Below are 25,953 nucleotides of genomic sequence, written 5' to 3'. Positions count from 1 at the left end.
GGCCTAGCTCAGCTGTTCACACAGAAACGCGGTGCTGGCAAGTCTGGAGGTCGGGTGGAATGCCAACAAACGAGTGGCAACCAGCAGATACGCGACCTCTTCTGAAGACATGAAGGCCATGCCTCCCAGGATTTCGAAGGCGCGAGTGCTAATGCGGTTTACGGCGTCCTGTATGGCAAACCGGGTTGCCTGTGCTCGCGCCAAATCACTGCGCAAGAAGCGATTGTCGTCTATCGACGCTGCCAGGCCGCGCAAAGCCATTGTGGCGCCTTGCAGATCGATGAGCAGCAGGGCTCGATCTTCTTGCGAGCCTTTTTTACCGGTCAATGCACGTGACGCCAACGCCGATGCCATTCCCAGGTAGGACGCGCTGGCCAGCAGTTGAAACCAGATGGCGAACAAATGGTTGCCGGTTCCTTGTTGAGCCTCATCGAGTTGATCATCGACGGCTGCGCTGAAACACATCATGGCTTCGGGAACCATCAAGTTATTGAAGATGACTTCATGGCTGTCAGCCGCCTGCAAATGCGGTACGGACCAGAACTCTTTCCGCTCGATGCTCGGGTCTGCGGCAAATCCTACGCCTATGCCGATTTGGGGCTGGCCTTGAGGGTCCATGCAGTTGACGCCAAAGGTGATGAGGTCGAAGTGATGTGTCATGGTGCAAGGTTTCTTGCTGCCGTTGACGAGGTAGCCGCCGAGGGTTTTTTCAACGGCCATTGTCGACGCTAAAATAGGCGTATTCGTGCGCCCTTCGGCAAAGCCTGAGGCAACTAATAAGTTGTCGCGAGCGATCATGGCCAACAATCCCTGGATATCTGGGAAGAAATGCCTGGCGGCCATCATTCCGGCGACAGTGTGGTGATGCATGGTCATCATAATTGCCAGGGACGGACAATGTGCACCGACCCAAGTATGCAGTTGCGCCATGTCCAATGCACTGGCACTTGCGCCACCCAGCTCTTTGCCAATGGTGAGCGCGGGTTGGCCGAACTTTCGAAATAGGTCGGCTAAGCGCCGAGACTCACCACGCTCAAGATCAAGAAGTGAGGCGGTTTCAAGAAAAGACACCATCTCCGGCATCCATTTGAAGGCAGTGTTTCTTTCTTCTTGTAATAACATATCGATTAAGTTCTTTAAGGTTCAGGAGGGGTGTGCAGGCGTATCTGTCTTCAGGTAATGACGCGCATAGCGGCTGTCCAACTTCGACAGTGGTAACAACATAAAGAAATCAGCTGCATTGTAATCAGGATCCCAGGCGGGCTCGCCACACACCCAGGCGCCGCTGCGCAAATAACCCTTTAACAGCGGAGGCATCTGTGGAATATGTCCACTTTCACGCTCATGCACGGGAAATGGATTGTGCGGGGTCACGTGATATTCGCCGGGGGCAAAGTTTTGCGCGGTCAAGGCGTGATACAACGCTGCGGCATTGTGGCCGCCATCCGCCAGGCTTACGCTGGCGCAACCCACCAAATAATCGCTGCGTTCACGTCGCATATACATGGCCAACCCCGTCCATAACAGCATGATGACACTGCCGCTGCGGTAATCCGGGTGCACGCAGGCATGCCCTGCTTCGGTCATGCGCGGTCGTAAGTGATTCAGGCGACTGAGGTCAAATTCCTGCTCGCAATAGTAACGTCCCATGCGTTGTGCGGCCGTGGGGCTCATCACGCGATAAGTCCCCACCACGTATGATGTCTGAGTGTCGCGCACTATCAGGTGATCACAGTAGGCATCAAACTCATCAATATTTAAACTGCCGGAGTTGATAGGTTCGGAAAGCTGGAAGGTTTTAGTGAAAACTCTATGGCGTAGACGTTGTGCTTCACGTATTTCTTGCGGTGTGCTGGCAAGACTTATGGTCAATTTTGTATGTTTTAAGTTTGCGCTTGAATGGCTCTCATTGGACGGTGTCATTGATTGCATGCGACTTCCATTTAGATTTGTTTAATCCTGTCTGATAGCGCTCGAAATAATAACGTTCCACTTTTGGCCGCGGCATAAGGAAAGTCTGAAGTGTTCGCAAATACATGCGTTGAGAATAAGACAGGACTCGTCTGTGGACCTCGCTGTCCTGGCCGGCGCATGGTTATGGACCGAGAGGCGGGCCCCGTCGCGATTGGTTGTTGCAGCTCGCGTTCGTACTTGACACGGTCGGTGGTGCCGAACTGTGCCAGGGGCTCGGGCAACGGGTCATTGGCCATGAATAACTATCCATGGCACCAGAAAGCCGTCCATCGCGTCCGCACAGGCCGGCGCCTACCAGGTCATACAGCATCACGCGAAAACGCTCGATGAAATAGGGCAGCAGGTAATTCCACATGACCTGGTTGCAGTCAAAGCCATGGGAAAACGACCAGGGTCGTGGAGCCATTGCCCATTACGTTGACGTTGTTGCGATGTCGAAGGTCCATGGGAGTACTAGTGAAGTCATTTTGCCATGAGATTTTGCCGTCAATTTAGAGCGTCATCCGTATGGGGTCACTAGGTATAGCGTTGATAGGTTAAAGTCGCTGCCTTCAGGATGAAACGTCAGGTAACAAAGTATGCGGCTGTTTTTACGGCAATCGGCCCTGGGCCTGCTGGTCATGGTGTTCACCGCGCTGGCCTTGGCGCAAACGGCGCCACCGGCACTGGTCAACGTGGCATTGAACCAGCGGGTGATCGACCTGACCAATACCCTGGATACCTCGACCCAGCAGCGTCTGACCAACCAGCTTGCGGACCTCGAACAGCGCAAGGGCGCGCAGATCGCCGTGATGCTACTGCCAAGTACCGGCGACGCTGATATTGACGCGTTCACCACCCAACTGTTCCGCGCCTGGAAACTGGGGCGCAAGGGCATCGACGACGGTATTTTGCTGCTGGTGGTCAAGGACGACCGCAAGGTACGGATTGAAGTCGGCTACGGCCTGGAAGGGGTGGTCACGGACCTGTTGAGCCACCGGATTATCGAGGAACAGCTGACCCCGGCGTTTCGCCAGGGCAATTACGCTGCGGGTGTGCAGCACGCCGTGAATGCCCTGACCATGCTGGTAGAGGGGGAGGACTTGCCGGCGGTGGACGACACCCGGGAGACGATCGATGAGTCTGCGGTGTTACTGGCGTTGCTCCTCGGCGCTGTTGGCGGGGTGCTGCTGGCCGCGGGCAAGCTGCATTGGCGACGGGGCCTGATCGCTGCCCTGGTGTTGACCGTTCTGCTGACGGCGTTGGCCGCGATCAATGGCAAGGCCTGGCCGTTGTATATGCTGGCACTGCCGTTTTGCATGTCGATCACCGCGGCTATATTTGGCGCATTGTGGCAGGCCAAGGCGGTGTTTTATTTCGTGCTGGGGCTGATTGCCTACAGCGTCGGCCTGGGGCTGGTGGATCACTACCTGACGCAAGTGTCCTTCATCAACTGGCTGGCATGGCCGATGGCCGGGTTGGTGGTACTTGGCCTGTACCTGATCCTGTTCATGGTGATGAAGGCTGCCTGGAAAAACAGCCCGCTAGGGTTCTGCGTGCAGTCAGTGATGGTGCTGGGGGTGTATGGCGCGGCGGGCTACTTGTTGGAGCTGGGGCTTGAAGGCTGGTTGTTCGCCTTGCCCATCAGCTCGTTCGCGGCGCTGTTCATCTATGGCCAGGGTACGGGGGGATCGGGCTCCAGTTCCAGTTCCAGCGATCGCTCAAGCTCCAGCTCCAGTTCGAGCTCAAGCTCCGGTGGTGGGTTTTCCGGTGGCGGCGGCTCCAGCGGCGGCGGTGGGGCCTCGGGGAGCTGGTGAAGCCCGGCGTCTGTTCAGAGCGCCATTACCATCTCATGCCACGCCATCCCGCCGTGGTCTGATGCCGAGGGCTGCACATACTGGTAGCCCATGCGCGTGTACAGCGGCACATGCTGTTGCTTGCACATCAGGTGGATGGTTTGCTTGCCCATCTCGCGCATCTGCTGCACAAATGCCGTCATCAATTGCGTGGAATACCCCTTGCCCTGATGCGCCGGGTCGACCACCACCGACATGATCACCACATTTGGCGCATCTGCCGAGTGCCCTACCAATTCCTTGAAGGCCTCGTCCGACATCACCACGTCATGGGCGCAACCGCCGTTGATAAAGCCTGCGACCTGGCCGTCGACTTCCAGGATCAGGAAACCTTCCGGGTACAGGGCGATACGCGTGGCGATCTTCTCCAGTGTCGCGGCTTCATCACCCTCGTAGGCGCTGATTTCGATCTCGTAACAGCGCTCGGCATCTGCCGGGGTGGCGTTGCGTAGGGTGAGGGTGGGCATGGCGGTTCCTGGGCTGGGCGGTTGAGCGAGGGGCTGCATGATAGCGGGGTAGGTGTACTGACGAAAATCCCATAGATAAAACCCGCCCACAGTAGATGCCGGCAAGTCGGCACCTACAAGGACGCGCTGTATTTGACGGCCGCCGCCGCCCGCGATGGTACGTTCAGGCTTCTCAGCAATCCCGAGACATGGATGCGCACGGTAAACGGTGAAATATCCAGGGCCTTGGCGATTTCCTTGTTGGTCTTGCCTTGGGCGATCAGCCGCAATACGTCTTGCTGACGCGCGGTCAGGGTGTTGGTGTCCAGCGGCAACAGCCCCGAGGGTGCAAACTTGACCAGCACCTCGCCTTGGCGAATGGCGAGCAGGGCCTGGCCGATTTCTTCGGGGGCGATGTTTTTGCCGATAAACCCATCGGCGCCCATCGCCATCACCTGTTCGATCAACTGCGGGTCATCGACCATCGATACCACGATCAACGTAGTGCGCCGCAGTTGCTGGCGCAGCTCGCCCAACTGGCTGATGCAGGTCAGGCCCGGGAAGCGCAGGTCGAGGATCAGCGTGTCGACTTCGCCGCCGGTCTTGAGCATTTCCAGCACCGTGTCCAGGTCGCCCGCCTGTTCCACGCAGGCCTCGGGCAGCAGGCGTTGCACGGTACGCAGCATGCCCTCGCGAAACATCGGGTGATCGTCGGCGATAATGATCCGGCATGTCATGGGGTGCTCCTCCCTGGGGCCAGGTTGTCCTGTGGCATGCTACTTTAACACTCTGCTCAGCGCCTGCCTCCCAGGCGCACAGATATGACGATGACCGTACAAGGACGTTGCCCATGAAGTTCGTGAAAGACGCCGAACTGGATCAAGCCAACCTGCGCATTGTGGTTGCCGCCATAGCCCTGGTTTACATCGGCCTGCTGGGTTTTCTGCCGGGGCAATCGGTGGCGCGCTATGTGCCGGTAATGATCTATATCGGCCTGTTCCTGCTGGTCTCGATTGTGCTGCGCCAGGTCATCGCGCGCTGGCCGGGGCATTACCCGGCACGGCGGATTTTCGGGATGATCCACGACTACACTGGCACCTCGTTCGGCCTGGTGGTGGGCGGGGAGGCGGCGCTGCCGCTGTATGCGGTGATGGTCTGGGTCAACCTCGGCAACGGCATGCGCTATGGCTCGCGCTACCTGGCGATTGCCACGGGCCTGGCGCTGCTGGCGCTGCTGATCGTGTATCGGCTGACACCACTGTGGCAGGCACAACCGTTTATGGTGTTGATGCTGATGATCACCAGCACGGTGATCCCGATCTACGCCCACCTGTTGCTGGAGCGCACGCGCAAGGCGTCTGAAGAAGCCATCGCCGCCAACCTGGAAAAGTCGCGCTTCCTGGCCCAGGCCAGCCATGACCTGCGCCAGCCGATTCACTCCATCGGCCTGTTTACCGCGTGTCTGCGCGAAGCACGGCTGGGCGATGAAGAGCGGCGCCTGGTCGACAATATCGACCGTTCGCTGCTCAACGTATCGCAGTTGTTCCGCTCCATCCTTGATCTCTACACCTTGGACAACGGCCGGCTGCTGCCCAAATACCAAGCGGTTCACCTGGGCGAGTTGCTCGCCGACCTGGTGCGCCAGAACGCCGAAGCCGCGCGTTGGGCCGGGGTGGAGCTGCGTTTGCGGCCATGCGCCCATTGGGTCAGGGTCGACCCGGCACTGCTGGCGACCATGGTGCAGAACGTGCTCTCCAATTGCTTTAAATATGGCGGCCAGCACCCGGTGCTGATCGGTGTGCGCAAGCGCGGCGACGGGGTCGTGATAGACATTCATGACCAGGGGCGGGGGATTGCCGAAGAACATCTGCCCAAGGTCTTTGAAGAGTTCTATCGCGTGCGTCAACAGCGGGACAAGGACGTTGAGGGCGTCGGCCTGGGGCTGTCCATCGTCAAGCGCCTGGGCCAGTTGATGGAGCTGGACGTGGTGTTGCGTTCACGAGTTGGCCGTGGCACCTCCGTCAGCCTGCAGGGCTTGCCCCTGGCGGTAGCATCCCGGCCGATGCTGGTTCGCGACGACGCGCGCCAGGTTGGACTGCTGACCGGGTTGAAAGTGTGCCTGGTGGAAGATGACCACAACGTGTTGCTGGCCACCCAGGCCTTGTTGGAACGCTGGGGCTGTGAAGTGCAGGCCGAATCCTCAGGGCACAACCTGGTCAGTGATTGCGACATCATCGTCGCCGACTATGACCTGGGCAATCAGGCCACCGGTATCGAGTGCATCGACCACCTGCGCCAGCAACGCGGTTGGGCGGTGCCGGCGCTGATCCTCACCGGACACGACGTAGAGAAGATCCAGGCGGCATTGCATGATCGCCAGATCGCGATCCTCTCCAAGCCCGTGCGCCCCGCTGAGCTGCGGGGGACGCTACGAGCGCTCAGCCAGCAGGCGGCAATCAGTTAAACGGCATCAGCGGGTTGCCACGGGCACCCTTGGGTTGGCAGTAGGCGGCGGGTTTCATCAAGCCAAAGCTGGCCACGGCAAACATCCCGCCGCTGGCACCGCTGGGCACGGAGCAGTTGTAGTCGCCGGACGCGGTGCTGGCGATGTAATAGGTGGTCATGGAGTCGCTGCGAACATTGGAAACACGCTTGACCGGCTCGCCGAGGTTGGTTTCCGAGAGGGTCTTGAGATGGTCTTCGGTGGGCTTGATATTGCTGCAACCGGCAACGCCGATCATCAGGGCGCCCAGCAGGGCAAGGCGGGTGACAGGGGAGTGCAGTTTCATGGCGCTTCTTCCTTGGGGTTGTTTTGGTTTTTTCAACGCACAACGATCCCTTGCACGGCGGGTTCGACGTGCTGGCGGGGAGCATTGGGGTTGCCGGGGAATATAGCGCCGGGTGCTTGCGGGGTCGATTAGCACAAGTGTGCTAATGGCACCTTGAGGTCATGGCAAACAGGTTTATTCAGGGAGATTCGAATGCTGCATATCAGACGCGCCACTCACGACGACGGCCCCATCGCCTTCGACATCCGCCTGCAGGCGATCCGCAGCCAATGCATCGGCGCCTACACCGCCGAACAGATGCTGACCTGGACCCGTGGCGCGGCCGAGGACGGCTATAGCGCACTGATGGGCAAGCCGTTCTACCTGGGTTGCGTCGACGGTGAGCCGGTCGCTACCGGCATGCTCGACCCGGACCATCGGGAAGTCGGTGCACTGTTTGTACTGCCCGGTTTTACCGGGCGCGGGTTTGGCGGGCAGATGCTTGAGCACTTGGAGCAGGTGGCGCTGGAGTTGGGGATTGCGCAGGTGGTGCTGGATGCAACCTTGAATGCCGCACAGTTCTATCGCAGCCGGGGTTACGAAGGCTGCGAACAGTCCATCTATCATTCGCCCACGGGGCTGGATCTGGCGTGTATCCCGATGGTCAAGCGCCTGTAGACCCTATTGTGGTGCGGACCAAAACCCTGTGCCAGGCAAAGATCCCCTGTGGGAGCTGGCTTGCCTGCGATGGTCGCTAACGATGACGGATGAATACCTGGCACCCGGCGGCGGCCTTATTGACGCCATCACAGGCAAGCCAGCTCCCACAGGGGGATGCAGCTCCGCGCTTTTGCTCTGCTTTTGATCTTGGGCGCCCCTGCGGATCAGTGGTGCATGTGCTCGCCGTCAGCGCTGCCCAGGCTGCGGGCAGGGGCCTGGACCTGAATGTCCTGCTTCTCGCCCTTGGCATTTTCCACGGTCAGGGTCAGCGGCACCTGGTCGCCTTCCTTGATCTGGCCCGTCAGGCCCATGAGCATCACGTGATAACCCTCGGGATCGAGCTTCACCGCCTGGCCGGCCGGCAGTGCCACGGAGTCCACCGGGCCCATGCGCATGACGTCGTCCTTCATGCTCATCTCATGAATCTGCACATCCTTGGCCACCGGCGACTTGACGCTGAGCAACTTGCTGTCGCTGTCGGCGGTCAGGGTCATGAACGCCCCGCTCGAATGCTGGCCCGGCACAGTGGCGCGGGCCCAGGCGTCGCTGATCTGGACCTGGGCGCTGGCGTGGGCGGCGAGGCCCAGCAGGGAAAGACCGAGGGCGATGCGCTTGAGGGTTTGGACAGCAGTCATTAGCAGACCTCCATGACGGTGAGCAGGTCTTCTGCGCACTCTTTGGCGTTAAGCGATGCCGACAGGCCCAGGCGCAGGTTGCTGCGGGTGTCGAATACAAAGCTGGTGGCGGTGTGAGACAGGGTATAGGTGTCGCCGGCGGGGATCTTTTCATAAAAGATCCCGAACTCCTTGGCGGCCACGGCGATTTCTTCCGGGGTGCCGTAGAGTGCTTCGAAGCTGGGGTCGAAGGCCTTGACGTAGGCGTCGAGCACCTGGGGCGTGTCGCGTTCCGGGTCCAGGGTGATGAAGATCACCTGCATGATTTCGCCGTCGCGGCCCATCAGTTTCTTGGCCTGGGCCATGCGTGCCAGGGTGGTAGGGCACACAGCCGGGCACTGGGTGAAACCGAAGAACACCACCGGCATCAGGCCGCGGAACGAGGTCAGGGTCACGGTTTCGCCAGCGGTGTTCTTGAGCTTGAACGTGCGGCCCATGATCTTGTTGCTAAGGTCCTTGCCGTACTTGAAGTTCAGCTTGGGGCCGGTGTCGCAGCCGCTCAACAGGCCCAGGCCCAGCAGGCCCATACCGGTAAGGACCTTGCGACGGGTGAATAACGTACTCATGAAAGGGGCGTCCCGTGAAGCGCCTGACGGCTGCGCATAACAGGTCAGTCAGGCTTTGAAAAGCGGTGAACAGGAAGGTTGGGTAGTCTACCGACCTTGATCGCGCTTGATAATCTGCGACGTTCTGCCACAGGGGCGGTGGCCACCTTACCAGCCAAGGGGGTAATTGCGTCTGTGGCACACTGTCGCAGACATCGGCAAAGGCCCGTGGCACAAGGCTTGGGGCAAATGTATCAACGATTATCAGGGCCCTTGACCCGCATCAAGGCAGCGCTTGCTCGCTGTAGGGCACAGTCACGGTACAAGGACCGGCCACCGTGAGGCTCTGATGCTCTATCTTTTGTTCCTGCTGGCCCATCTGTTCGCAGCGCTGATTTTCATCGGCACGGTGTTCTTTGAAGTGTTGATCCTTGCCAGTGTGCACAAGCAACTGCCGGCCCGCGTCATGTTGCTGGTGGAGCAAGGCATCGGCCGCCGGGCCAGGGCCTTGATGCCGTGGGTGCTGCTGGTGCTGTTCGGCGCCGGCATCGGCATGGTCTGGCTGCGCTACCTGCCGGTGCTGGCCGCGCCGTCGAGTTCGGCATTCGGTGCGCTGCTGACCCTCAAGCTGATCCTGGCCGCCAGTGTGCTGATGCATTTTTTGCTGACGGTGGGGTTGATGCGCCGTGGGCAGGTCAGCGCGGCCTATCTGCGCTTTGTCCATCTGAGCCTGTTCTGCCATATGGTCGCCATTGTGTTGCTGGCCAAGGGCATGTTCTACATCACCTGGTAATCGCCGGCGCTTGATGCATATCAAGGTGCGCTGTCCGGTCGCACCGCACAATGACCCACCGTAGCCAGACCCGGAGGCCGTCATGCTCACTGTCATTCATCCCGCCCGCGAGTGGCGCCTGCGCCGTGACCAAAGCGTGCTGGACCAGGGTCAGGTGGATATCGGCAGATTTCACTCGGGCATCGGCTCCCTCGACCTGCTGCGCGCCTTGCGCAGCAGCCGCCAGCGGCAACGGCCCCTGGCGCTGAACCTGCAATGGCCGGCCGGCCTGGTGGCCGATGATTACCTGGGCGCGCTGGAGCAGGAGATCCACCTGGTCGGTTGCCATGTGGGCGGTCGGCAACCGGTGGATCAATTCCATCTGGGCGGCGCCACACCGGCGATTGCCGACCTACAACGCTTGATGGCGCACCTGCGCAGTCGCCTGCACTTTCTTGAGCACGACCAGGGTGACTACAGCCTCGATCTCGACCCACTGCATACCGACTGGGCGACCATGGGCCTGCTGCGCGAGATGGGGTTCAACCACATCAACATCGGCGTGCCGGATGCCAATGCCGAGGTCACGCCATCGGTGGCCGGCTATCAGGACCCGGCGCCGATCCAGTCGCTGATCGATGCGGCGCGCACCTTCGGCTTTCGCTCGGTGAATGTCGACCTGGGCTATGGGCACGCCTGGCAGACCTGCGACAGCTTTGAAGCCAAGCTGGCCAGCCTGATCGCCCTGGAGCCGGACCGCCTGCAAGTGTTCGACTATGCCCAGGCCCCACGGCGCTACCAGCAGCAGCCACGGCGTGCGCTGTCGTCGAATGTCGACAAATGTGGCATGCGCCGCATCGCCTTCCAGCGCCTGGAAGCCGCCGGTTATCACTACATTGGCCTGGGCCAGTTCGTACGCCCCGACGATGACCTGGCACTGGCCCAGGAGCGCGGGCACCTGAGTCGCAATTGCCAAGGGTTTACCCGTCACGGCTACTGCGACCATATCGGCTTTGGCCTGGGCGCCATCAGCCAACTTGACACCCTGTATGCGCAAAACACCGACGACCTGGCGCGCTATCGCCAGCAGTTGGACAGCGACCTGTTGCCCACCGCCCGCGGCTGGCGCTGCGAGGCGGGCGACCAGATCCGCCAGCATGTCATGGAGCGCCTGGCCTGTGACCTGGAGCTGGATATCCAGGCCCTGGAGCGCCGCTATGGGGTGATTTTTCCCCGCTATTTCTCGGCGATCTGGCCGCTGCTGGAGCATCTGCACCAGGACGGTCTGATCGACTTGTCCGAGCGTTTCCTCTGTGTGCTGCCGGCTGGCCGGCACCGGGTCGAAGCCCTCTGCGCGCTGTTTGACCGGGCCGCCAGTGCTGTCCCTCCTTGCTCCAACGATGAGACCATCGACCATGAAAGCGTTTGAGTTCAACCGGGCCCTGGTGCAGAAATACGACCGCCCGGGGCCGCGCTACACCTCGTACCCGACTGCGCCGCAGTTTCACTCAGCCTTTGCCCTGGATGACTACCAGCAGGCGGTCGCGACCAGCAACCACGCGGTGGCGCCCAAGGCGTTGTCGGTGTACATCCACGTCCCGTTCTGCCAGAGCCTTTGCTACTACTGCGGCTGCCACAAGATCATCACGCGCAAGACCCACCGCGCGGTGGAGTACCTGAGCTACCTCAAGCGTGAAATCCAGATGCAGGCGGCGCTGTTCGACCGCGCGCGGCCGCTGACCCAGTTGCACTTGGGGGGCGGTACGCCGACCTACCTGGACGATGGGCAACTGGCCGAGTTGATGGACTGCCTGGCCCAAGGGTTCAGCCTGGATACCAGTGATCGCCATGAGTTTTCCATTGAAGTGGACCCGCGCACCATCAGTGTCGAGCGGATCCACAACTTGCGCGGGCTGGGTTTCAATCGCCTGAGTTTTGGCGTGCAGGACTTTGATGCGGATGTGCAGGCGGCAGTCAACCGTGTGCAGAGCGAAGAGCAGATCGTGCAACTGGTCTCGGCGGCGCGTGAGGCGCGGTTCAAGTCGATCAGCGTAGATCTGATCTATGGCCTGCCGTTGCAGACCGTGGCCAGTTTCGACGTGACCCTGGGCAAGCTGATTGCCTTGCGTCCCGACCGCGTGGCGGCCTACAGCTACGCGCACCTGCCGACACAAATCCGTGCCCAGCGCATGATTCGCCCCGAAGACATGCCACCGCCGGAGCGCAAGCTGGAATTGCTGGAGTTGACCATTCGCCGGCTGACCGAGGCCGGTTATGTGTATATCGGCATGGATCACTTTGCCTTGCCCGACGATGAACTGGCCCTGGCCCGGGCCAATGGCACCTTGCAGCGTAATTTCCAGGGCTACTCGACCCATGCCGATTGCGACCTGATCGGGCTCGGTGTCTCGGCCATCGGCAAGGTGGGCGACAGCTACAGCCAGAGCGTCAAGGAGTTGTCCCAGTACTACGCACGTATCGACGCCGGCTTGTTGCCGGTGCAGCGCGGCTACCGCCTGAACGCGGATGACGTGCTGCGTCGCGACGTGATCAACGGCCTGATGTGCCACGGGCGTATTGACTTTGCCGGGGTCGAGGCGGGGCACGCGATCCAGTTTACCGAGTACTTCGCTCAGGCCCTGTCGCGCCTCGATGAGCAAGTGGCGGATGGTTTGCTGCATATCCAGGACGATGCCGTGCAACTGCTGCCCCAGGGGCAATTGATGGTGCGCAGCGTGGCGATGGCGTTTGATGCGTACTTGGGCGGGCAGCAGAAGGGCCAGTTTTCCCGCACGGTCTGACCCGTGCTAATACCAACTGTAGGAGCGAGCTTGCTCGCGAAAAACTTAACGACAACGCGTTTACCCAGGCAACCCGCGTTATCGTTGACGACCTTCGCGAGCAAGCTCGCTCCTACAGCGGTATTTGGCCAAACCTATAAGATCAGGCCCCGGCAACTGCGTTGGTGCGCTCTATCTCTTCGACCAGCTTATCGATCCCTTCCAGCCGCGCGCGGTTGTCGTGATCCCATGGATGAAACCCCGGCTTGAAGTAATGCAGCCACGGCCGGGCCATGCGCGGGAATACGCCCCTGGTGCCGTAGAGAAACTTCAGCATCCGCCAAAACCCCTTCAGATGCCCACCCGCGCGGCGGTCGGCGAACAGCAGGCGCAGGTGGAAATCAAACACCACCAGCCAGAAAAACACCGTGGTAAACAGCATGGTCCCGGTGCGCAGCAAATAGCGCCTGGGCCCTGGCTTGATTACGCGGTTCCACACATCGAAGGCCACGGCCTTGTGTTCCGTTTCCTCAAGCGCGTGCCAATACCACATCTGCTGGTAGCCCTTGAGCGAATCCCCAAAGCGCGTGGGATCGCTGAGCAGGATTTCCGCGAGCATCGCGGTGTAGTGCTCCAGGGCAATGGTCACCGCCAGGTTGAAGGACGGCGGCAAGTGCTTCTTTTGCAGGTCGAGGATGAATTTCAACCGACGGTCGAGCAGATGGGCCGGCAGCCCGGCGGCTTGCAGCAGATCGTTATAGGCCACATGTTCACGGCTGTGCATGGCTTCCTGGCCGATAAATCCCTGGATTTCCTTCTTTAATACCGGGTCGTCGATGCGCTGGCGATAGTGGCGCACGCTGTCCATGAAGAACAGTTCACCCTGGGGAAACAGCAGCGACAGGGCATTGAAAAAATGCGTGATAAAGGGACCTTGCTCGTGCCAGTCCTTGATGCGCTCGGCGGGCAGGGCAAAATGCAGGTCGCGGCGAATGGGCAGCATTATGGCGACTCCTGTTCAGTGATGGGGGTGGGCGCCGGGGCCTTGCGCTTTTTCGGTGCCATGCGCCGGCTGGCAAAGACCACCAGCGCCTGGTAGGCCGCCGGCAGAAAGCGTGCGAGCAAGTCCAGGGCGTAGGCATCGCGGCCAATCAGCACGCGGCGCTTGTTCTTGCGCACGGCTTGCAGGATCACCTTGGCGGCTTGGTCGGCGTCAGTGATAAACAGCTTCTCGAAGTCGGCGCGGGCCTGTTGTTCGCTGTGGATCAGGAACCCGGTCATGTTCGCGTCGATCCGGCTGCTGCGGCAGATATCGGTACGGATCCCGCCAGGATGCACGCAGGTGGCCGAGACCCCGCTGCGTTGCAAATCCAACTCCTGGCGCAAGGATTCGGTGAAGCCGCGCACCGCGAACTTGGTGGCGTTGTAGCCGCTCATGCCGGGTTGGGCGAACAGGCCGAACACGCTGGAGGTGTTGACCACATGCCCGTCGCCGCTGGCCTTGAGGTAGGGCAGAAAGGCCTTGGTGCCGTAGACCACGCCCCAGAAGTTGATGCCGACGATCCACTCAAGATCGGCGTAGTCCACACCTTCCACGGTACTCGACAAGGCCACCCCGGCATTGTTGAAGATCAGGTTGACCTGGCCGTGCTCCGCCGCACAATTGGCTGCCCAGTCCTCCATGGCCTGGCGGTCGGACACATCCACCTCCCGGGAGGTCACGCGGACCGGTGCCAGGGTGCCGCGCTGGATCAGCTCCACGGTTTCTTGCAAACCGGCCTGGTTCTTGTCTGCCAGCGCCAGGTGACACCCCTCGCGCGCCAGGGCCAGGGCCAAGGAGCGACCCATGCCTGACGCGGCCCCGGTGATGGCCGCCACACGGCCATTGAATGACTTCATGACAGGCTTCCTTCTGCGGTGGAGTGGGGCTGCGCGAGGGGATGCAGTGCGGTGCCGCTAACCAACGGCGTGACGTGATAATCGCGCAAGGCGAACTGGCGGGTGACCTGTTTGAAGCGCCAGGTCGAACCGGGCCACAACGTGGTGTTTTTGCCGGTGCGCGGGTCGAGGTACCAACTGCGACAGCCGCCGGTGTTCCAGATGGTGCGCTGGAGTTTTTCCTGGATGTGCAGGTTGTAGGCGCTTTCCACCGCTGACTTGACGTCCACCGTGGCAATTTGCTGGCGGCGCATCTGTTGCAGGGCGTCGAGGATGTAGGTGACTTGCGCCTCGATCATCAGAATCATCGAGTTGTGGCCCAGCCCGGTGTTGGGCCCGACGATCAGGAACAGGTTTGGATAGCCCGGCACGGTGGTGCCCTTGTACGCATGGGCGCCATCGCGCCAGGTGTCCATCAGGTCCACGCCGTCGCGCCCGATGATGCAGTCGCGGGGCAGGGGATCGGCGGCCTGGAACCCGGTGCCGAAGATCAGGCAGTCAGCCGGGTGCTTGATACCATCGGCGGTGATGACGCCGTCGGCTTCGATCCGCAGCACATGCTCGGTAACCACCTCGACATTGCTGCGTGACAGCGCCGGGTAGTAGTCATTGGAGATCAGCACGCGCTTGCAGCCGATGGTGTAGTCCGGCCGCAGCACCTTGCGCAGGGAAGGGCGTGCCACTTGTTTGTGCAAATGACGCAGGGCGATTTTCTGCACCATTTTCATCAGCCGCGGGTGCAGCGCAAACCCTACGACTCGACCTTCCAGGGCCCAGTAGAAGGCCCCGCGCACCAGGCGCTGGGTGAACGGCAGGTGCTTGAAAGCCCAGCGCTCAACACGTGAAATGGGCCGGTCCGGCTTGGGCATGATCCACGGCGGGGTGCGCTGGAACAGGTCCAGGTGCGCCACCTGCGGGGCGATCTGCGGCACGAACTGGATGGCACTGGCGCCGGTGCCAATCACCGCCACGCGCTTGCCTTTCAATGAATAGTCGTGGTCCCACTGCTGGGAGTGAAAGCGCTTGCCCTTGAAACTGTCCAGCCCCGCAATATCCGGCAGCGCCGGACGTGACAGACCGCCCATCCCCGACACCAGCACCCGTGCACTGACGTGGCGGCCATTGCTGAACTGCAACTGCCAGCGTTGCAGTTGCTCATCGAACACCGCCCGTGTAAGACCCATGCCAAAGCGCAGGTACGGCGCCAATTCAAAGCGTTGCGCACATTGCTCCAGGTAGGCGCGGATTTCCGCCTGGGGGGCGAACTGTCGGGTCCAGTCCGGGTTGGGCGCAAACGAAAACGAATAGACGTGGGATTGCACATCACAGGCGCAGCCCGGGTAGTGGTTGTCGCGCCAGGTGCCGCCCAGGGAATCGGCCTGTTCGGCGATGAAGAAGTCGTCGAGCCCGGCTTGCTTGAGTTTGATCGCCATGCACAGGCCGGCAAAGCCTGAGCCAATGATGGCGATGTCTACGCAATCTGCCGGGCCGCTCGGGCGGGTAGAGGCATTCATAGGGTGTCCCTCGTGGGCTGTGGGCGCCTGACGGGTTTTGACATCGGATGTGCTCCTGTTTTTGTTTTTGGCTTTTAGATAGAACACCATTGCAAAGAAAAATTGTATTTATTATTTTAAAAAAGATTTTAAATAATCTACCTGAAAATATCGCCTACGCTAGAGCCTTGTCCTTTATGTGCGATTTGTCCGACGGACGAACCTTTTGCGCACGTAGTTGAAGTCCAGGGTGTGGACGATGGCTGAGGTCTTGACCAATACCGGTCGGATCGCCAGCAGCAGGGAAGCAGAGGACCGAGCTATGGCTGTCGAATGGGTTGTCGCTGCGGGTGTGTTTATCGGCGCAAGTGCGGCGTTGTGGGGCTTGAGTGCCTGGATGACGCGTCGTATCGAAGCGGCTGTTCCAAGCAACGGGCGCTTTCTGGAGGTGGATGGCGAGCGCTTTCATTATGTAGACGAGGGCAAGGGCCCGCCGCTGGTGATGATCCACGGCCTGATGGGCAGCAGTCGCAACCTGACGTATGCCTTGTCTGCGCAATTGCGCGAGCACTTTCGGGTGATCACCCTGGACCGCCCCGGTTCAGGCTATTCCACCCGGCATAAAGGCACCGGCGCCGACCTGCAAAGCCAGGCCCGGCAAGTGGCGACCTTTATCCAGACCCTGGACCTGGGCCAGCCCTTGGTGCTGGGGCACTCCCTGGGCGGGGCGATTTCCCTGGCCCTGGCCCTGGACCATCCCCACGCTGTGTCCGGGCTGGTGCTGGTGGCGCCATTGACCCATCCCCAGCGCATGCTTCCCCTGGTCTTTTTGTCACTGGCCGTGCGCCCGGCCTGGCTGCGGCGCTGGGTGTCGCGCACGCTGACCATACCCATCGGCATGCTCACCAGCGGTGCGGTGGTCAAGGGCGTGTTCGCTCCCGACCCGGCACCGGCCGACTTCGCCACCCGTGGCGGCGGGATGCTGGGCATGCGCCCCGACAACTTCTATGCCGCCTCCACTGAGATCGGCCTGGTCAACGAGTACCTGCCGGAGATGGTCAAGCGCTACCCGCAGTTGCGCCTGCCCATCGGCCTGATCTATGGCTCACGGGACAAGGTGCTGGACTTTCGAAAGCACGGCCAGGCCCTGGCGGACAAGGTGCCGGGGCTGAAGCTGCAGTTGGTCGAGGGGCGCGGCCATATGCTGCCGATCACCGCGACAGAGCGGGTGGCCGCACTGGTCCAACAGGTTGCCAAACGCCGCCAGCCGGTGGAAAGCGCCACTGTCCTGCACCCGCCATTTGCACTGGCGAGTAAATAATCATGAACCCCGCGGCGTGGTCGAGACGCGGTAACGCTTGCCCTAGACACCTGACCGAATGGATGAAAAAGAGACTGCCCGGTCACGTCGAAAAGGCCTCGAAAAAGTAGTTGACGACCTAACGGTTCCGCGCTATTTATTTAAAAAAATATTTCAATATTTATTTTGAAATGATTTTTGAAATGCCTAAGAGCGAATAAAATAATGAAAAAAACGCCTTTTATCGCATGGTTGATTTCAAGTGGCTTTCACTGCTGCCTGAACCTGTTTTCTGCCCCTGTTGCTTCGCTCCCACTCCCTGCCGCGCAGTGCGCCCGGAGGTTGCCATGAATCAGACCCTGGCTGCCCCGCACGTCTGGACCGATGGCAAGCGCCACCTGTGGTGGCTCGGCATCATGCCGTTGGCAACCCCGCTGCTGTCCGGTGCCCTGGCCATCACCACCGGTGTACAAGAACTGTGGTGGGTGGGTGTGCTGGTGATTTTCGGCCTGATCCCGCTGATCGACGGCCTGCTTGGCGAAGACGTCAGCAACCCGCCGGAATCTGCGGTCAGCGGCCTTGAATCGCAGAAGTACTATCGCTGGATTGTCTACACCGGGGTGCTGCTGGTGATTTCCTCCCTGGTGATGACCGGTTGGATGGCCGTCAGCGGCATTGACTGGATGATCAGCGGCGGGTTGTTGCAACTCACGGCGTCCCTGGACCCTTCGGGCTGGATGGCGCAAACCGCCAGCTTCCTGACTGCCCGGGTGCAACTGCACGGCGAGGTCAGTTGGTTCACCTACCTGGGTATGGCCATGTCCACCGGCGCCGCCACCGGGATCGCGATCAACACCGCCCATGAACTGGGGCACAAGCCGCGCCTGCTGGAGATCGTGCTGGCGAAGATCACCCTGGCGCCGACCTTCTACGGGCACTTCTATACCGAACACAACCGTGGCCATCACGTACGCGTCGCTACCCCGGAAGATCCGGCCAGCTCCAGGCTGGGGGAGAGCTTCTGGGCCTTCCTGCCGCGCTCGGTGTGGTTCAGTGCGCGCTCGGCCTGGAACCTGGAACGCGAACGCCTGCGCAAGCTCGGCCTGCCGGCCTGGCACTGGAAGAACGGCGTGCTCAGCGCCTGGATGTACAGCGTGGTGCTGTGGGGTGCAATGATTGCCTGGCTGGGTGTGGCGGTGATTCCATTCCTGTTGATCCAGGGTATCTACGGCTTCTCGTTGCTGGAAGTGGTGAACTATGTCGAGCACTACGGGCTTAAACGCCAGAAGTTGCCCAATGGTCGCTATGAGCGGTGTTCGCCGCGCCATTCGTGGAACAGTAACCGTATTGTCACCAATATCTTCCTGTTCCAGTTGCAGCGTCACTCCGATCATCACGCCAACCCGACCCGCAGTTATCAGTCGCTGCGTCACTTTGATGAATCGCCACAACTGCCGTATGGCTACGCCAGCATGATTGTCTGGGCCTACATCCCTTACTTGTGGCGCCGGCGCATGGATCATCGGGTACTGCGGCACTATTCGGGGGATGTCACCCTGGCCAATATCCAGCCATCCAAACGCCTGAAGATACTGGAGAAGTACGGTAATACCAGCACCTTCTAATGTGATTTAACCGTTGTAGGGCGCACTCGGGATCTGTGTATCGCGCAGGTTTTCATCGCCCACGGTTTGCCGGTTTCGAGTGCTGCTTAGTTGCAAGAAAGTTGTTTGACCCTGACAAAAATAAAATCAAGGGAAGGACGTACACCATGCAAACGCCTGCCAAGTTCACTGCTCATATCCTGCTCGCAGCACTGGGTCTTATTGCCTATCACCAGGCCCAGGCCGCGCGTATCGAACCCGCCGGCAGTGCCTTTACTGCCCAGGGCCCCATCAGCTTTTCCAAGGGCGCGCTGATCAGCGCCGACTGCATCATCAAGGTGGCCGGCAAAGTCGCGGCCGATGGCTCGCACGTCAATGTCGACAAGGTCGAGTTCGACGGTGGCCTCAAGTGCAGTCGCGTCGAAGCCATCAACTTGCCGTGGATCCTCGTGGCCAAGGACACCAAGAGCGGCTCCATGTCGAAGATCAGCGTCGACGTGCACGCCTTTGGCCTGGGCGGCAAGTGCGGCCCATCCACCGCCGAAGGCACCTGGGATAACGCCACCGGCAAATTGGAAGCGGCCAATGTGCCGATTGGCGAAGACTGCACGATCAAGACCGTGTCGATCAAGATGCCGCCGACGTTCAAAGTCGTCGAGTAAACCCCCGAATTTGTAGCGGTAAATGAATTGAAATTTGGCTGGAAAGGGAAGTTCTGCTGTTTCTCCGTGACCTCTCGATCATGGCCATTACCCCGGCGAAATGACTCGCCATACATGTGAGGAAAAATAATGAAAAGTTTCAAAACCCTCGTTTGTGTAAGTTCGTTTGCTCTGTGCTTTGGTGCGGCTTCGATTGCCAGTGCGGCATCGATCACGCCTGATGGCCCATTTACCACTAACTCGGGCACTCTCGTGGTGAAAACGCCTTCTGCACCTGGCGATATCACTTGCAATGTGACCTTCGGTGGGAACGTTTCCGGCGGGGTGGCCACCATTACTTCGGCGCAGCTTTCGGGCAACGTGCTCTGCAGCCTGCCAACGTTGAAGAACATTCCTTCCCCAGGTTGGGTACTGACTGCAAACACCTTTGACCCGGGTACCCAAACCGGTACTGGCACCGTGACTGGTGTGGGCTGGACCATCACCTTCCCAGCGTCCAACTGCGGCCCAGGCCCACTCAACGTAGTGTGGGACGAAGCAACCAAAACCCTGTCGACCACTGGCAGCCAATCGCTGTCCGGTAACTGCTTCGTCAGGTCGCTGAACGTCAAGGCCCCAACCCTGAAGTTGCAATAAGAGCAAAGGGCTGATCACCCCTGAGAGAAGCAGGTGCCTCGTTAGAGGCACCTGTTGAGGCAAAGCGGCTCGGTTGTACCGGTTGTGATGAATAAAAATAATAAGGAGTGGCGCATGAATAACAAGAAACAGCAGGCCCAGGCGTTATTAGGCCTGGCATTGTTGGGCGGGCTGATCGCCTCGGCAGGAACCGTTCAGGCGGGTGGCTTCATGACGCCAACTGCGAATACTGCTGGCTGGGGCCGGGCATTTGGTGGCGGTTCAATGTTCAAGAACGATCCATCAGCGGCCTACAACAACCCGGCTGCAATGGCTTTCATTGATAAAACCATTTCGCAGTTCACCCTCAACTACGCGAATATCGATATCAAATACAAAGGCTCGGCGTATGACTACGCTGGCAATCCGACGTCCAACACCGTCATGGATCCTGCGACTGGGGAACTTGTCTCGTCGACCCCGCGCACCGGTAACGGCGGCCAGGGCGGGTTCGAAGCATGGGTGCCTACCGGCTTTATGGTGATTCCGATCAACGATCGTTTTGCCTTTGGTTTGAGCCAGGTGGTGCCTATGGGCGCCCGTACAACTTGGGATGAGGATTGGAAAGGCCGCGACTTCGCGGTGGATACCCGCATTGAAACCGTTGGCCTGACCGGCTCCCTGTCGTTCAAGGTCAATGATGAGTTTTCCATCGGTGGCGGTGCGATTCTTCAGCACACCAAAGGCTTTGTGAGCCAGAACGTCGACCTGTATGCCGCTGCTGCGCAATCGCCGGACTTCGGGATGATTCCGTTCCCCGCTGGCCAGGGCTTCGCCTTGATGCGCGTCAAGGTCGACAACAACTCTCTGGGCTGGTTTGCAGGGATGACCTGGAAACCCACGGCGCAAGACACCCTGGGCTTGAACTACCACGCCAAGATCAAGAACAAGCTGGAGGGCAAGTACAACATGTACGCCGATCCGACCTCGGAAGGGCTGATGACCATTCCTGTGGTCGACGGTAAAACCCTGGTGGAGCTGGCTTACCCTGGCCTCAAGCTGTATCCGGGCGGTGCCAATGCCTCCACGCAACTGGATATTCCTGCCAACGCGTCCCTGGACTGGGTGCACGACTTCTCTGACCGCCTGACCCTGGGCGCCAGCGTGACCTGGACCCAATGGTCATCCTTCGAGGCGCTGACCTTGAAGTCCAATGGCAGCACCATCGTGTCGATCCCGTACAAGTACAAGAACACCTGGATGTATTCGTTCGGTGGCGACTACAAGCTCACGGATGACTTTACCGTGCGCGCCGGTGTGGCCTTCGACCAGACCCCAACCCGCAACTCCACCCGTGACCCACGTATCCCGGATGGTGATCGCACCTTCGCCTCCCTGGGCTTTGGCTACAACATCCGCGCCATTCCTGGCCTGAGCATCGACGGCGCGTATTCCCGCCAGTTTGTGGAAACCGTCAAGCTCAAGACCAAGAACGTTGATCGTCTTGGCGCGGCATCGCTCGATGGCAAGTCCGAGGCCAAGGGCGAAGTGGTCAGCCTGTCGGCTACCTACGCTTTCTGATCTGTCGTTGTATCTGCGTAGTCCCAGCGTAAACGCGTAGTCGGCGCATCGTTCTACTGCGTTTACCGGGTGCTGCACCGGTGGGTCGCCCACGCGACCCCTTGTGATTTCCTTCCCTTATTAGCATTTCGGCTGACGCGTTCGGCCGCGAATTTTTTCGCGAAATGATTAAATAAAAATTTCAAAACAAAATTTGAATTTAATCATTCAAGTTTGTAGTGTGGTGATCAGTCGCAGGCCATACCGACCTGCTGATAGGCGTGCCGCGCCCTGAACAAGTAGAGGTATCTCCATGGTTATCTGGTTATTGGCAGGACTCGCTGCGGCAATCGCCCTGGCGTATCGACAAGCGGCAGCCACTTTGTGGCTGGGGGCTGGCCTGGTCTGGTTGGCCGGTGGCTATCTGTTCAATGGGGTCGCAGGGTTTGGCCTGAGCGTTGCGGCGCTGCTGGTGGTATTGCCGGCGCTGCTGCTGAGCATCAAGCCTGTGCGCCGTGCGCTGCTGACCAGCAAGGCCCTGGGTCTGTTTCGTACGATCATGCCGGCCATGTCCGACACTGAGCGCGCCGCTATCGAGTCCGGCACCGTGTGGTGGGACGCCGAGCTGTTCAGCGGCAAACCCAACTGGCAGCGCCTGCTGCAAGCCGCTCCGGCACGCTTGAGCGCCGAAGAGCAGGCGTTCCTCGACAACGAAGTGGAAACCCTTTGCGACATGGCCAACGACTGGGAAACCACCCAGGTCTGGCAGGATCTGTCGCCTGAAGGCTGGCAGTACACCAAGGACTCCGGTTTTCTCGGCATGATTATTCCCAAGCAATACGGCGGCAAGGGCTTCTCCCACTACGCCCATTCGCAGGTGGTGATGAAGCTGTCGACCCGTTGCTCGGCGGCGGCGATTTCGGTGATGGTCCCCAACTCCCTGGGCCCCGCCGAGCTGTTGCTGCATTACGGCACCGATGCCCAGCGCAATTACTACCTGCCGCGCCTGGCCCGTGGTGAAGATATCCCATGCTTTGCCCTGACCAGCCCCTATGCCGGCTCCGACGCTGGCGCCATTCCTGACCTGGGCATCGTCTGCAAGGGCATGCATGAAGGCCAGGAAGTACTGGGCTTCAGCGTGACCTGGGACAAGCGTTACATCACCCTCGGCCCCATCGCCACGGTGCTGGGCCTGGCCTTTCGCGCCGAAGACCCGGACGGGCTGCTGGGCCAGCCCGGTTCGCTGGGTATCACCTGCGCGTTGATTCCCACATCCCATCCCGGGGTGAACAGTGGCCGCCGTCACTGGCCCCTCAATGCGGTGTTCCAGAACGGTCCGACCACGGGCAAGGACGTGTTTATCCCCCTGGAGTGGGTGATCGGCGGCCGTGAGCAAGTCGGTAATGGTTGGCGCATGTTGATGGAATGCCTGGCGGCCGGGCGGGCGATTTCCCTGCCGTCGGCCAACGTTGGCCTGGGCAAGGTGGCGGTGCGCGGTACCACGGCCTATGCGGCGATGCGCAAGCAGTTCGGCCTGCCGATTGGCAAGTTCGAAGGCGTGCAGGCGCCCCTGGCGCGCATGGCCGGGCACCTGTATGCCTGCGACGCGGTGCGCAAGGTGTCGGTGGCGTCGTTGGATGCCGGCGAAAAACCTTCGGTGATTTCGGCGATTGCCAAATACCACGTCACTGAGCGTGCGCGGATCATCGTCAACGATGGCATGGACATCGTCGCCGGCAAGGGCATCTGCATGGGCCCCAATAACTTCCTGGCCCGTGCCTATCAACAAAGCCCCATCGCGATCACGGTGGAAGGCGCGAACATCATGACCCGTTGCCTGATCATCTATGGCCAGGGCCTGATCCGTTGCCACCCCTATGTATTGCGCGAGATGGAAGCGGCGCGCAACACCGACCCGCGCAAGGCGTTGCTGGCGTTCGACAGTGCGATGTTCGGTCACCTGAGCTTTGTATTGGCCAATACCGTACGTGCGGCGGTGCATTCGCTGACAGGCGGGCGGCTGATTGCCGTGCCGGCCAAAACCGATCCGGCGCTGGCATCCTACTATCGCCAGGCCAATCGGCTGTCGGTGGTGTTGGCGTTGATTTCCGATATTTCCATGGGCGTGCTGGGCGGGGCGCTCAAGCGCAAGGAAAGCATCACCGGGCGCCTGGGCGATATCCTGTCCCAGCTCTACATTCTGTCCTGCGTGCTCAAGCGTTTCGAGGACGATGGCCGGCCCCAGGCGGACCTGCCGCTGGTCCACTGGTCGGCCCAGGATGCACTGTTGCGGGCCCATGAGGCGCTGGCCGAAGTGCTCGACAACTACCCCTCGAAGCCTGCTGCGGCGGTGATTCGCGGCTTGAGCTTCCCGTTCGGCATTCCCCAGCGCAAACCGTCGGATCGCTTGCTGGCCCAGGTCGCGGAACTGGTGCAGACCCCGGGCGAAAGCCGTGACCGTTTGCTGGCCAATTCCTACATTCCACGCCCGGAAGTCGACAAGCTGGCCTATGGCGAATTGGCGTTCCGCTTGTTGCCGCAGGTAGAGCTGATCGAAGGACGGCTCAAGGCGGCGGTCAAGCAAGGCACTCTCGATCCGATGCCAATCAGCGCCACGGCCTTTACCGCCTGGCGCATCAAGGCCCGGGCCCTGGATTTGATCACCAGCGAGGAAGACACCTTGCTGGCGCGCTATGTGGAGTACGCCGACCACGGCATCCAGGTGGATGACTTCCCTCAGGACTTTGGCTTGCTGGAGGCGTTGCAAAAGCGCCAGCAAACCTTGGAGCAAGCGGCCAAGCCCAGCACCAGAAAGCGTGAAAACGCCACGGTGAACTAAAGACCAACGCGCTCGATGTAGGAGCTGGCTTGCCAGCTCCTACAGGAGATTGGGTTTGCAGGTCAGGAAAACGGATCGATTTATGAGCGACAGCTACCTCTCTTTTGTTAATTCTTCCTGGGGCCGTCGCCTGGCCCAGACCATTGGCTTGCCACAACCCTTGCCCCTGCAACGCCACCGCAGCGGCCAGCAAGGCCTGGCCAACCCGGTGATCATCGCCGGGGCAGGGCGCCTGGCGGACGAGGTGCGGCGCATCTTCAAGGCTACCGACACCGTGCCGGCCCAGGCCGCCACGCTCAAGGCACCGTCCACGGTCAAGGTCCAGGGCGCAGTGTTCGATGCCAGCGCCGTGGTCGACCTCAAGCAACTGGACGAACTCTACGAATTCTTCCACGCCAATGCCCGGCGCCTGGGGCAACACGCACGGGTGGTGGTACTGGGCACCGCGCCCGAGCACTGTCAGGATTTGCCCCAGGCCATCGCCCAGCGCGCCCTGGAGGGTTTGGTACGGTCCCTGGCCAAGGAGTTGCGCCGGGCGATCACCGTGCAGTTGATCTATGTCGCGCCGGGTGCCGAGCAGGACCTGGAAAGCAGTCTGCGGTTTTTCCTGTCGCGGCGTTCGGCCTATGTCTCGGGGCAGGTGGTGCGCCTGGAAAAATCGGTGGACGGCGCGCCCAGTATCGACTGGGGCAAACCCTTCAGCGGCCGCCGTGCCCTGGTCACCGGCGCCTCCCGCGGTATCGGCCTGGCCATCGCCCAGGTCCTTGCCCGTGATGGCGCACAGGTGGTGTGCGTGGATGTGCCGCAAGCATTGTCATCCCTGGAGCAGGCGGCCAGCAGTGTCGGCGGCCATGCCTGGGCGCTGGATATCACCGCCGCCGATGCGGTGCAGCAGTTGCAGGCCTATGTGGCCGAGCACGGCGCATTTGATGTGGTGGTGCATAACGCCGGGATCACCCGCGACAAGACCATTGCCAAGATGACCGAAGCCGCCTGGCGCAGTGTGCTGGCGGTCAACCTCCAGGCGCCGTTGCAACTGAGCGACGCCTTGCTGCAAGGGCAGGGGCTCAATGCGGGTGGGCGGATTGTCTGTGTGTCGTCGATTTCCGGGATCGCCGGCAACCTGGGGCAGAGCAACTACGCCACGTCCAAGGCCGGGGTGATTGGCCTGGTGCAGGGCCTGGCACCCGTGGCGGCGGCGCGGCAGGTCACGGTCAACGCCGTGGCGCCGGGGTTTATCGAGACCCAGATGACCGCAAAAATCCCGCTGATGATTCGCGAGGCGGGGCGGCGCATGAACTCCCTGTCCCAGGGCGGGCAACCCATCGACGTCGCCGAAACCATCGCCTGGCTGGCGCACCCGGCCTCGGGCGGGGTCAACGGCCAAGTGGTGCGGGTATGCGGCCAAAGCCTGTTGGGAGCCTGAGC

The 25,953-nt window shown here is 60.6% G+C and carries 23 protein-coding genes and 1 pseudogene; 13 read left to right on the top strand and 11 right to left on the bottom strand.

Annotated elements, in window-relative coordinates; translation table 11 throughout:
- Positions 1 to 3: 3 nt before the first annotated feature.
- From H097_RS16030 to H097_RS28800, 3 genes and pseudogenes are all read right to left on the bottom strand, one after another.
- A complete protein-coding gene (locus H097_RS16030) occupies positions 4 to 1,122 on the bottom strand; it encodes an acyl-CoA dehydrogenase family protein (protein ID WP_032860953.1) in 1,119 nt (372 codons plus the stop codon).
- Between the two features lie 21 nt (positions 1,123 to 1,143).
- Positions 1,144 to 1,932 carry a GNAT family N-acyltransferase gene (locus H097_RS16025; RefSeq protein ID WP_032860952.1) on the bottom strand — a complete coding sequence of 263 codons (789 nt, stop codon included), beginning with the start codon at positions 1,930 to 1,932 and terminating at the stop codon, positions 1,144 to 1,146.
- Between the two features lie 325 nt (positions 1,933 to 2,257).
- Positions 2,258 to 2,420 (bottom strand): annotated as a pseudogene (locus H097_RS28800) (alpha/beta hydrolase); the annotation flags it as partial.
- Between the two features lie 132 nt (positions 2,421 to 2,552).
- Here H097_RS28800 and H097_RS16020 point away from each other — a divergent pair.
- Positions 2,553 to 3,770 (top strand): YgcG family protein, encoded by a 1,218-nt coding sequence (locus H097_RS16020; protein WP_032860951.1) that lies wholly within the window; start codon positions 2,553 to 2,555, stop codon positions 3,768 to 3,770.
- A gap of 14 nt (positions 3,771 to 3,784) precedes the next feature.
- Here H097_RS16020 and H097_RS16015 read toward each other — a convergent pair whose 3' ends face one another.
- Both H097_RS16015 and H097_RS16010 read right to left on the bottom strand, forming a co-directional pair.
- Positions 3,785 to 4,276, bottom strand: a complete 492-nt coding sequence (locus tag H097_RS16015) for a GNAT family N-acetyltransferase (protein ID WP_032860950.1) — start codon at positions 4,274 to 4,276, stop codon at positions 3,785 to 3,787.
- 113 nt (positions 4,277 to 4,389) lie between these two features.
- The gene (locus H097_RS16010; protein WP_032860949.1) at positions 4,390 to 4,992 is read right to left on the bottom strand and encodes a response regulator transcription factor; all 603 of its coding nucleotides are present in this window, start codon (positions 4,990 to 4,992) and stop codon (positions 4,390 to 4,392) included.
- Between the two features lie 113 nt (positions 4,993 to 5,105).
- Here H097_RS16010 and H097_RS16005 point away from each other — a divergent pair, with 113 nt between their 5' ends.
- Positions 5,106 to 6,719: a hybrid sensor histidine kinase/response regulator gene (locus H097_RS16005; RefSeq protein ID WP_032860948.1), complete on the top strand. Its 1,614-nt coding sequence runs from the start codon at positions 5,106 to 5,108 to the stop codon at positions 6,717 to 6,719.
- Here H097_RS16005 and H097_RS16000 read toward each other — a convergent pair.
- Positions 6,712 to 7,044, bottom strand: coding sequence for a hypothetical protein (locus H097_RS16000; RefSeq protein ID WP_032860946.1), 333 nt, complete (start codon positions 7,042 to 7,044; stop codon positions 6,712 to 6,714). The two genes, H097_RS16005 and H097_RS16000, sit on opposite strands and share 8 nt — an antisense overlap.
- 192 nt (positions 7,045 to 7,236) lie before the next feature.
- On the opposite strand from H097_RS16000, the gene H097_RS15995 reads away from it, so the two are divergent.
- Positions 7,237 to 7,701 carry a GNAT family N-acetyltransferase gene (locus tag H097_RS15995; RefSeq protein ID WP_032860944.1) on the top strand — a complete coding sequence of 155 codons (465 nt, stop codon included), beginning with the start codon at positions 7,237 to 7,239 and terminating at the stop codon, positions 7,699 to 7,701.
- Between the two features lie 206 nt (positions 7,702 to 7,907).
- Here H097_RS15995 and H097_RS15990 read toward each other — a convergent pair whose 3' ends face one another.
- Together H097_RS15990 and H097_RS15985 are read right to left on the bottom strand one after the other, a co-directional pair.
- Positions 7,908 to 8,378, bottom strand: a complete 471-nt coding sequence (locus H097_RS15990; protein WP_032860943.1) for a copper chaperone PCu(A)C — start codon at positions 8,376 to 8,378, stop codon at positions 7,908 to 7,910.
- Positions 8,378 to 8,983 (bottom strand): SCO family protein, encoded by a 606-nt coding sequence (locus tag H097_RS15985; protein WP_032860942.1) that lies wholly within the window; start codon positions 8,981 to 8,983, stop codon positions 8,378 to 8,380. The genes H097_RS15990 and H097_RS15985 overlap by 1 nt, the downstream gene beginning before the upstream one ends.
- Before the next feature lie 328 nt (positions 8,984 to 9,311).
- Here H097_RS15985 and H097_RS15980 point away from each other — a divergent pair, with 328 nt between their 5' ends.
- The 3 genes from H097_RS15980 to hemN all read left to right on the top strand — a co-directional run bounded on the left by H097_RS15980 (position 9,312) and on the right by hemN (position 12,535).
- Positions 9,312 to 9,755 (top strand): membrane protein, encoded by a 444-nt coding sequence (locus H097_RS15980; RefSeq protein WP_032860940.1) that lies wholly within the window; start codon positions 9,312 to 9,314, stop codon positions 9,753 to 9,755.
- Between the two features lie 82 nt (positions 9,756 to 9,837).
- Entirely contained in the window at positions 9,838 to 11,163 is a 1,326-nt protein-coding gene (locus H097_RS15975) for a coproporphyrinogen III oxidase (RefSeq protein ID WP_032860939.1), read from the top strand.
- Positions 11,150 to 12,535 carry an oxygen-independent coproporphyrinogen III oxidase gene (gene hemN, locus H097_RS15970; protein ID WP_032860938.1) on the top strand — a complete coding sequence of 462 codons (1,386 nt, stop codon included), beginning with the start codon at positions 11,150 to 11,152 and terminating at the stop codon, positions 12,533 to 12,535. The genes H097_RS15975 and hemN overlap by 14 nt, the downstream gene beginning before the upstream one ends.
- A 142-nt stretch (positions 12,536 to 12,677) precedes the next feature.
- Here hemN and H097_RS15965 read toward each other — a convergent pair whose 3' ends face one another.
- From H097_RS15965 to H097_RS15955, 3 genes are read right to left on the bottom strand one after another with little or no spacing between them, the layout of a single operon-like run.
- Positions 12,678 to 13,517 carry a metal-dependent hydrolase gene (locus H097_RS15965; protein ID WP_032860936.1) on the bottom strand — a complete coding sequence of 280 codons (840 nt, stop codon included), beginning with the start codon at positions 13,515 to 13,517 and terminating at the stop codon, positions 12,678 to 12,680.
- Positions 13,517 to 14,413, bottom strand: coding sequence for an SDR family NAD(P)-dependent oxidoreductase (locus H097_RS15960; protein ID WP_032860935.1), 897 nt, complete (start codon positions 14,411 to 14,413; stop codon positions 13,517 to 13,519). The genes H097_RS15965 and H097_RS15960 overlap by 1 nt, the downstream gene beginning before the upstream one ends.
- A complete protein-coding gene (locus tag H097_RS15955) occupies positions 14,410 to 15,966 on the bottom strand; it encodes an NAD(P)/FAD-dependent oxidoreductase (protein ID WP_032860934.1) in 1,557 nt (518 codons plus the stop codon). Before H097_RS15955 ends, H097_RS15960 begins: the two co-directional genes overlap by 4 nt.
- Before the next feature lie 301 nt (positions 15,967 to 16,267).
- Here H097_RS15955 and H097_RS15950 point away from each other — a divergent pair, with 301 nt between their 5' ends.
- From H097_RS15950 to H097_RS15920, 7 genes are all read left to right on the top strand, one after another.
- A complete protein-coding gene (locus H097_RS15950; RefSeq protein WP_032860932.1) occupies positions 16,268 to 17,266 on the top strand; it encodes an alpha/beta hydrolase in 999 nt (332 codons plus the stop codon).
- A 326-nt stretch (positions 17,267 to 17,592) separates the two neighbouring features.
- Entirely contained in the window at positions 17,593 to 18,870 is a 1,278-nt protein-coding gene (locus H097_RS15945; RefSeq protein WP_032860931.1) for an alkane 1-monooxygenase, read from the top strand.
- 146 nt (positions 18,871 to 19,016) lie between these two features.
- Positions 19,017 to 19,511, top strand: coding sequence for an alkane oxidation protein activator PraA (gene praA, locus H097_RS15940; protein ID WP_032860929.1), 495 nt, complete (start codon positions 19,017 to 19,019; stop codon positions 19,509 to 19,511).
- Between the two features lie 129 nt (positions 19,512 to 19,640).
- On the top strand, positions 19,641 to 20,147 hold the full coding sequence (praB, locus tag H097_RS15935; RefSeq protein WP_032860928.1) for an alkane oxidation protein activator PraB: 507 nt from the start codon (positions 19,641 to 19,643) through the stop codon (positions 20,145 to 20,147).
- Between the two features lie 114 nt (positions 20,148 to 20,261).
- Positions 20,262 to 21,707 carry an outer membrane protein transport protein gene (locus H097_RS15930; protein ID WP_032860926.1) on the top strand — a complete coding sequence of 482 codons (1,446 nt, stop codon included), beginning with the start codon at positions 20,262 to 20,264 and terminating at the stop codon, positions 21,705 to 21,707.
- Positions 21,708 to 21,999: 292 nt separating this feature from the next.
- Positions 22,000 to 24,525, top strand: a complete 2,526-nt coding sequence (locus H097_RS15925) for an acyl-CoA dehydrogenase (RefSeq protein ID WP_032860925.1) — start codon at positions 22,000 to 22,002, stop codon at positions 24,523 to 24,525.
- 82 nt (positions 24,526 to 24,607) lie between these two features.
- Complete coding sequence (locus H097_RS15920) at positions 24,608 to 25,951, top strand: 3-oxoacyl-ACP reductase (protein ID WP_032860924.1); 1,344 nt, start codon at positions 24,608 to 24,610, stop codon at positions 25,949 to 25,951.
- Positions 25,952 to 25,953 lie beyond the last annotated feature (2 nt).

The sequence above is a fragment of the Pseudomonas sp. FH4 genome (assembly GCF_000510915.2).
Lineage (GTDB): Bacteria > Pseudomonadota > Gammaproteobacteria > Pseudomonadales > Pseudomonadaceae > Aquipseudomonas > Aquipseudomonas brenneri.
The sequence above is the reverse complement of the archived record's forward strand: the minus strand, read 5'-3'. Positions and strand labels throughout refer to the sequence as shown.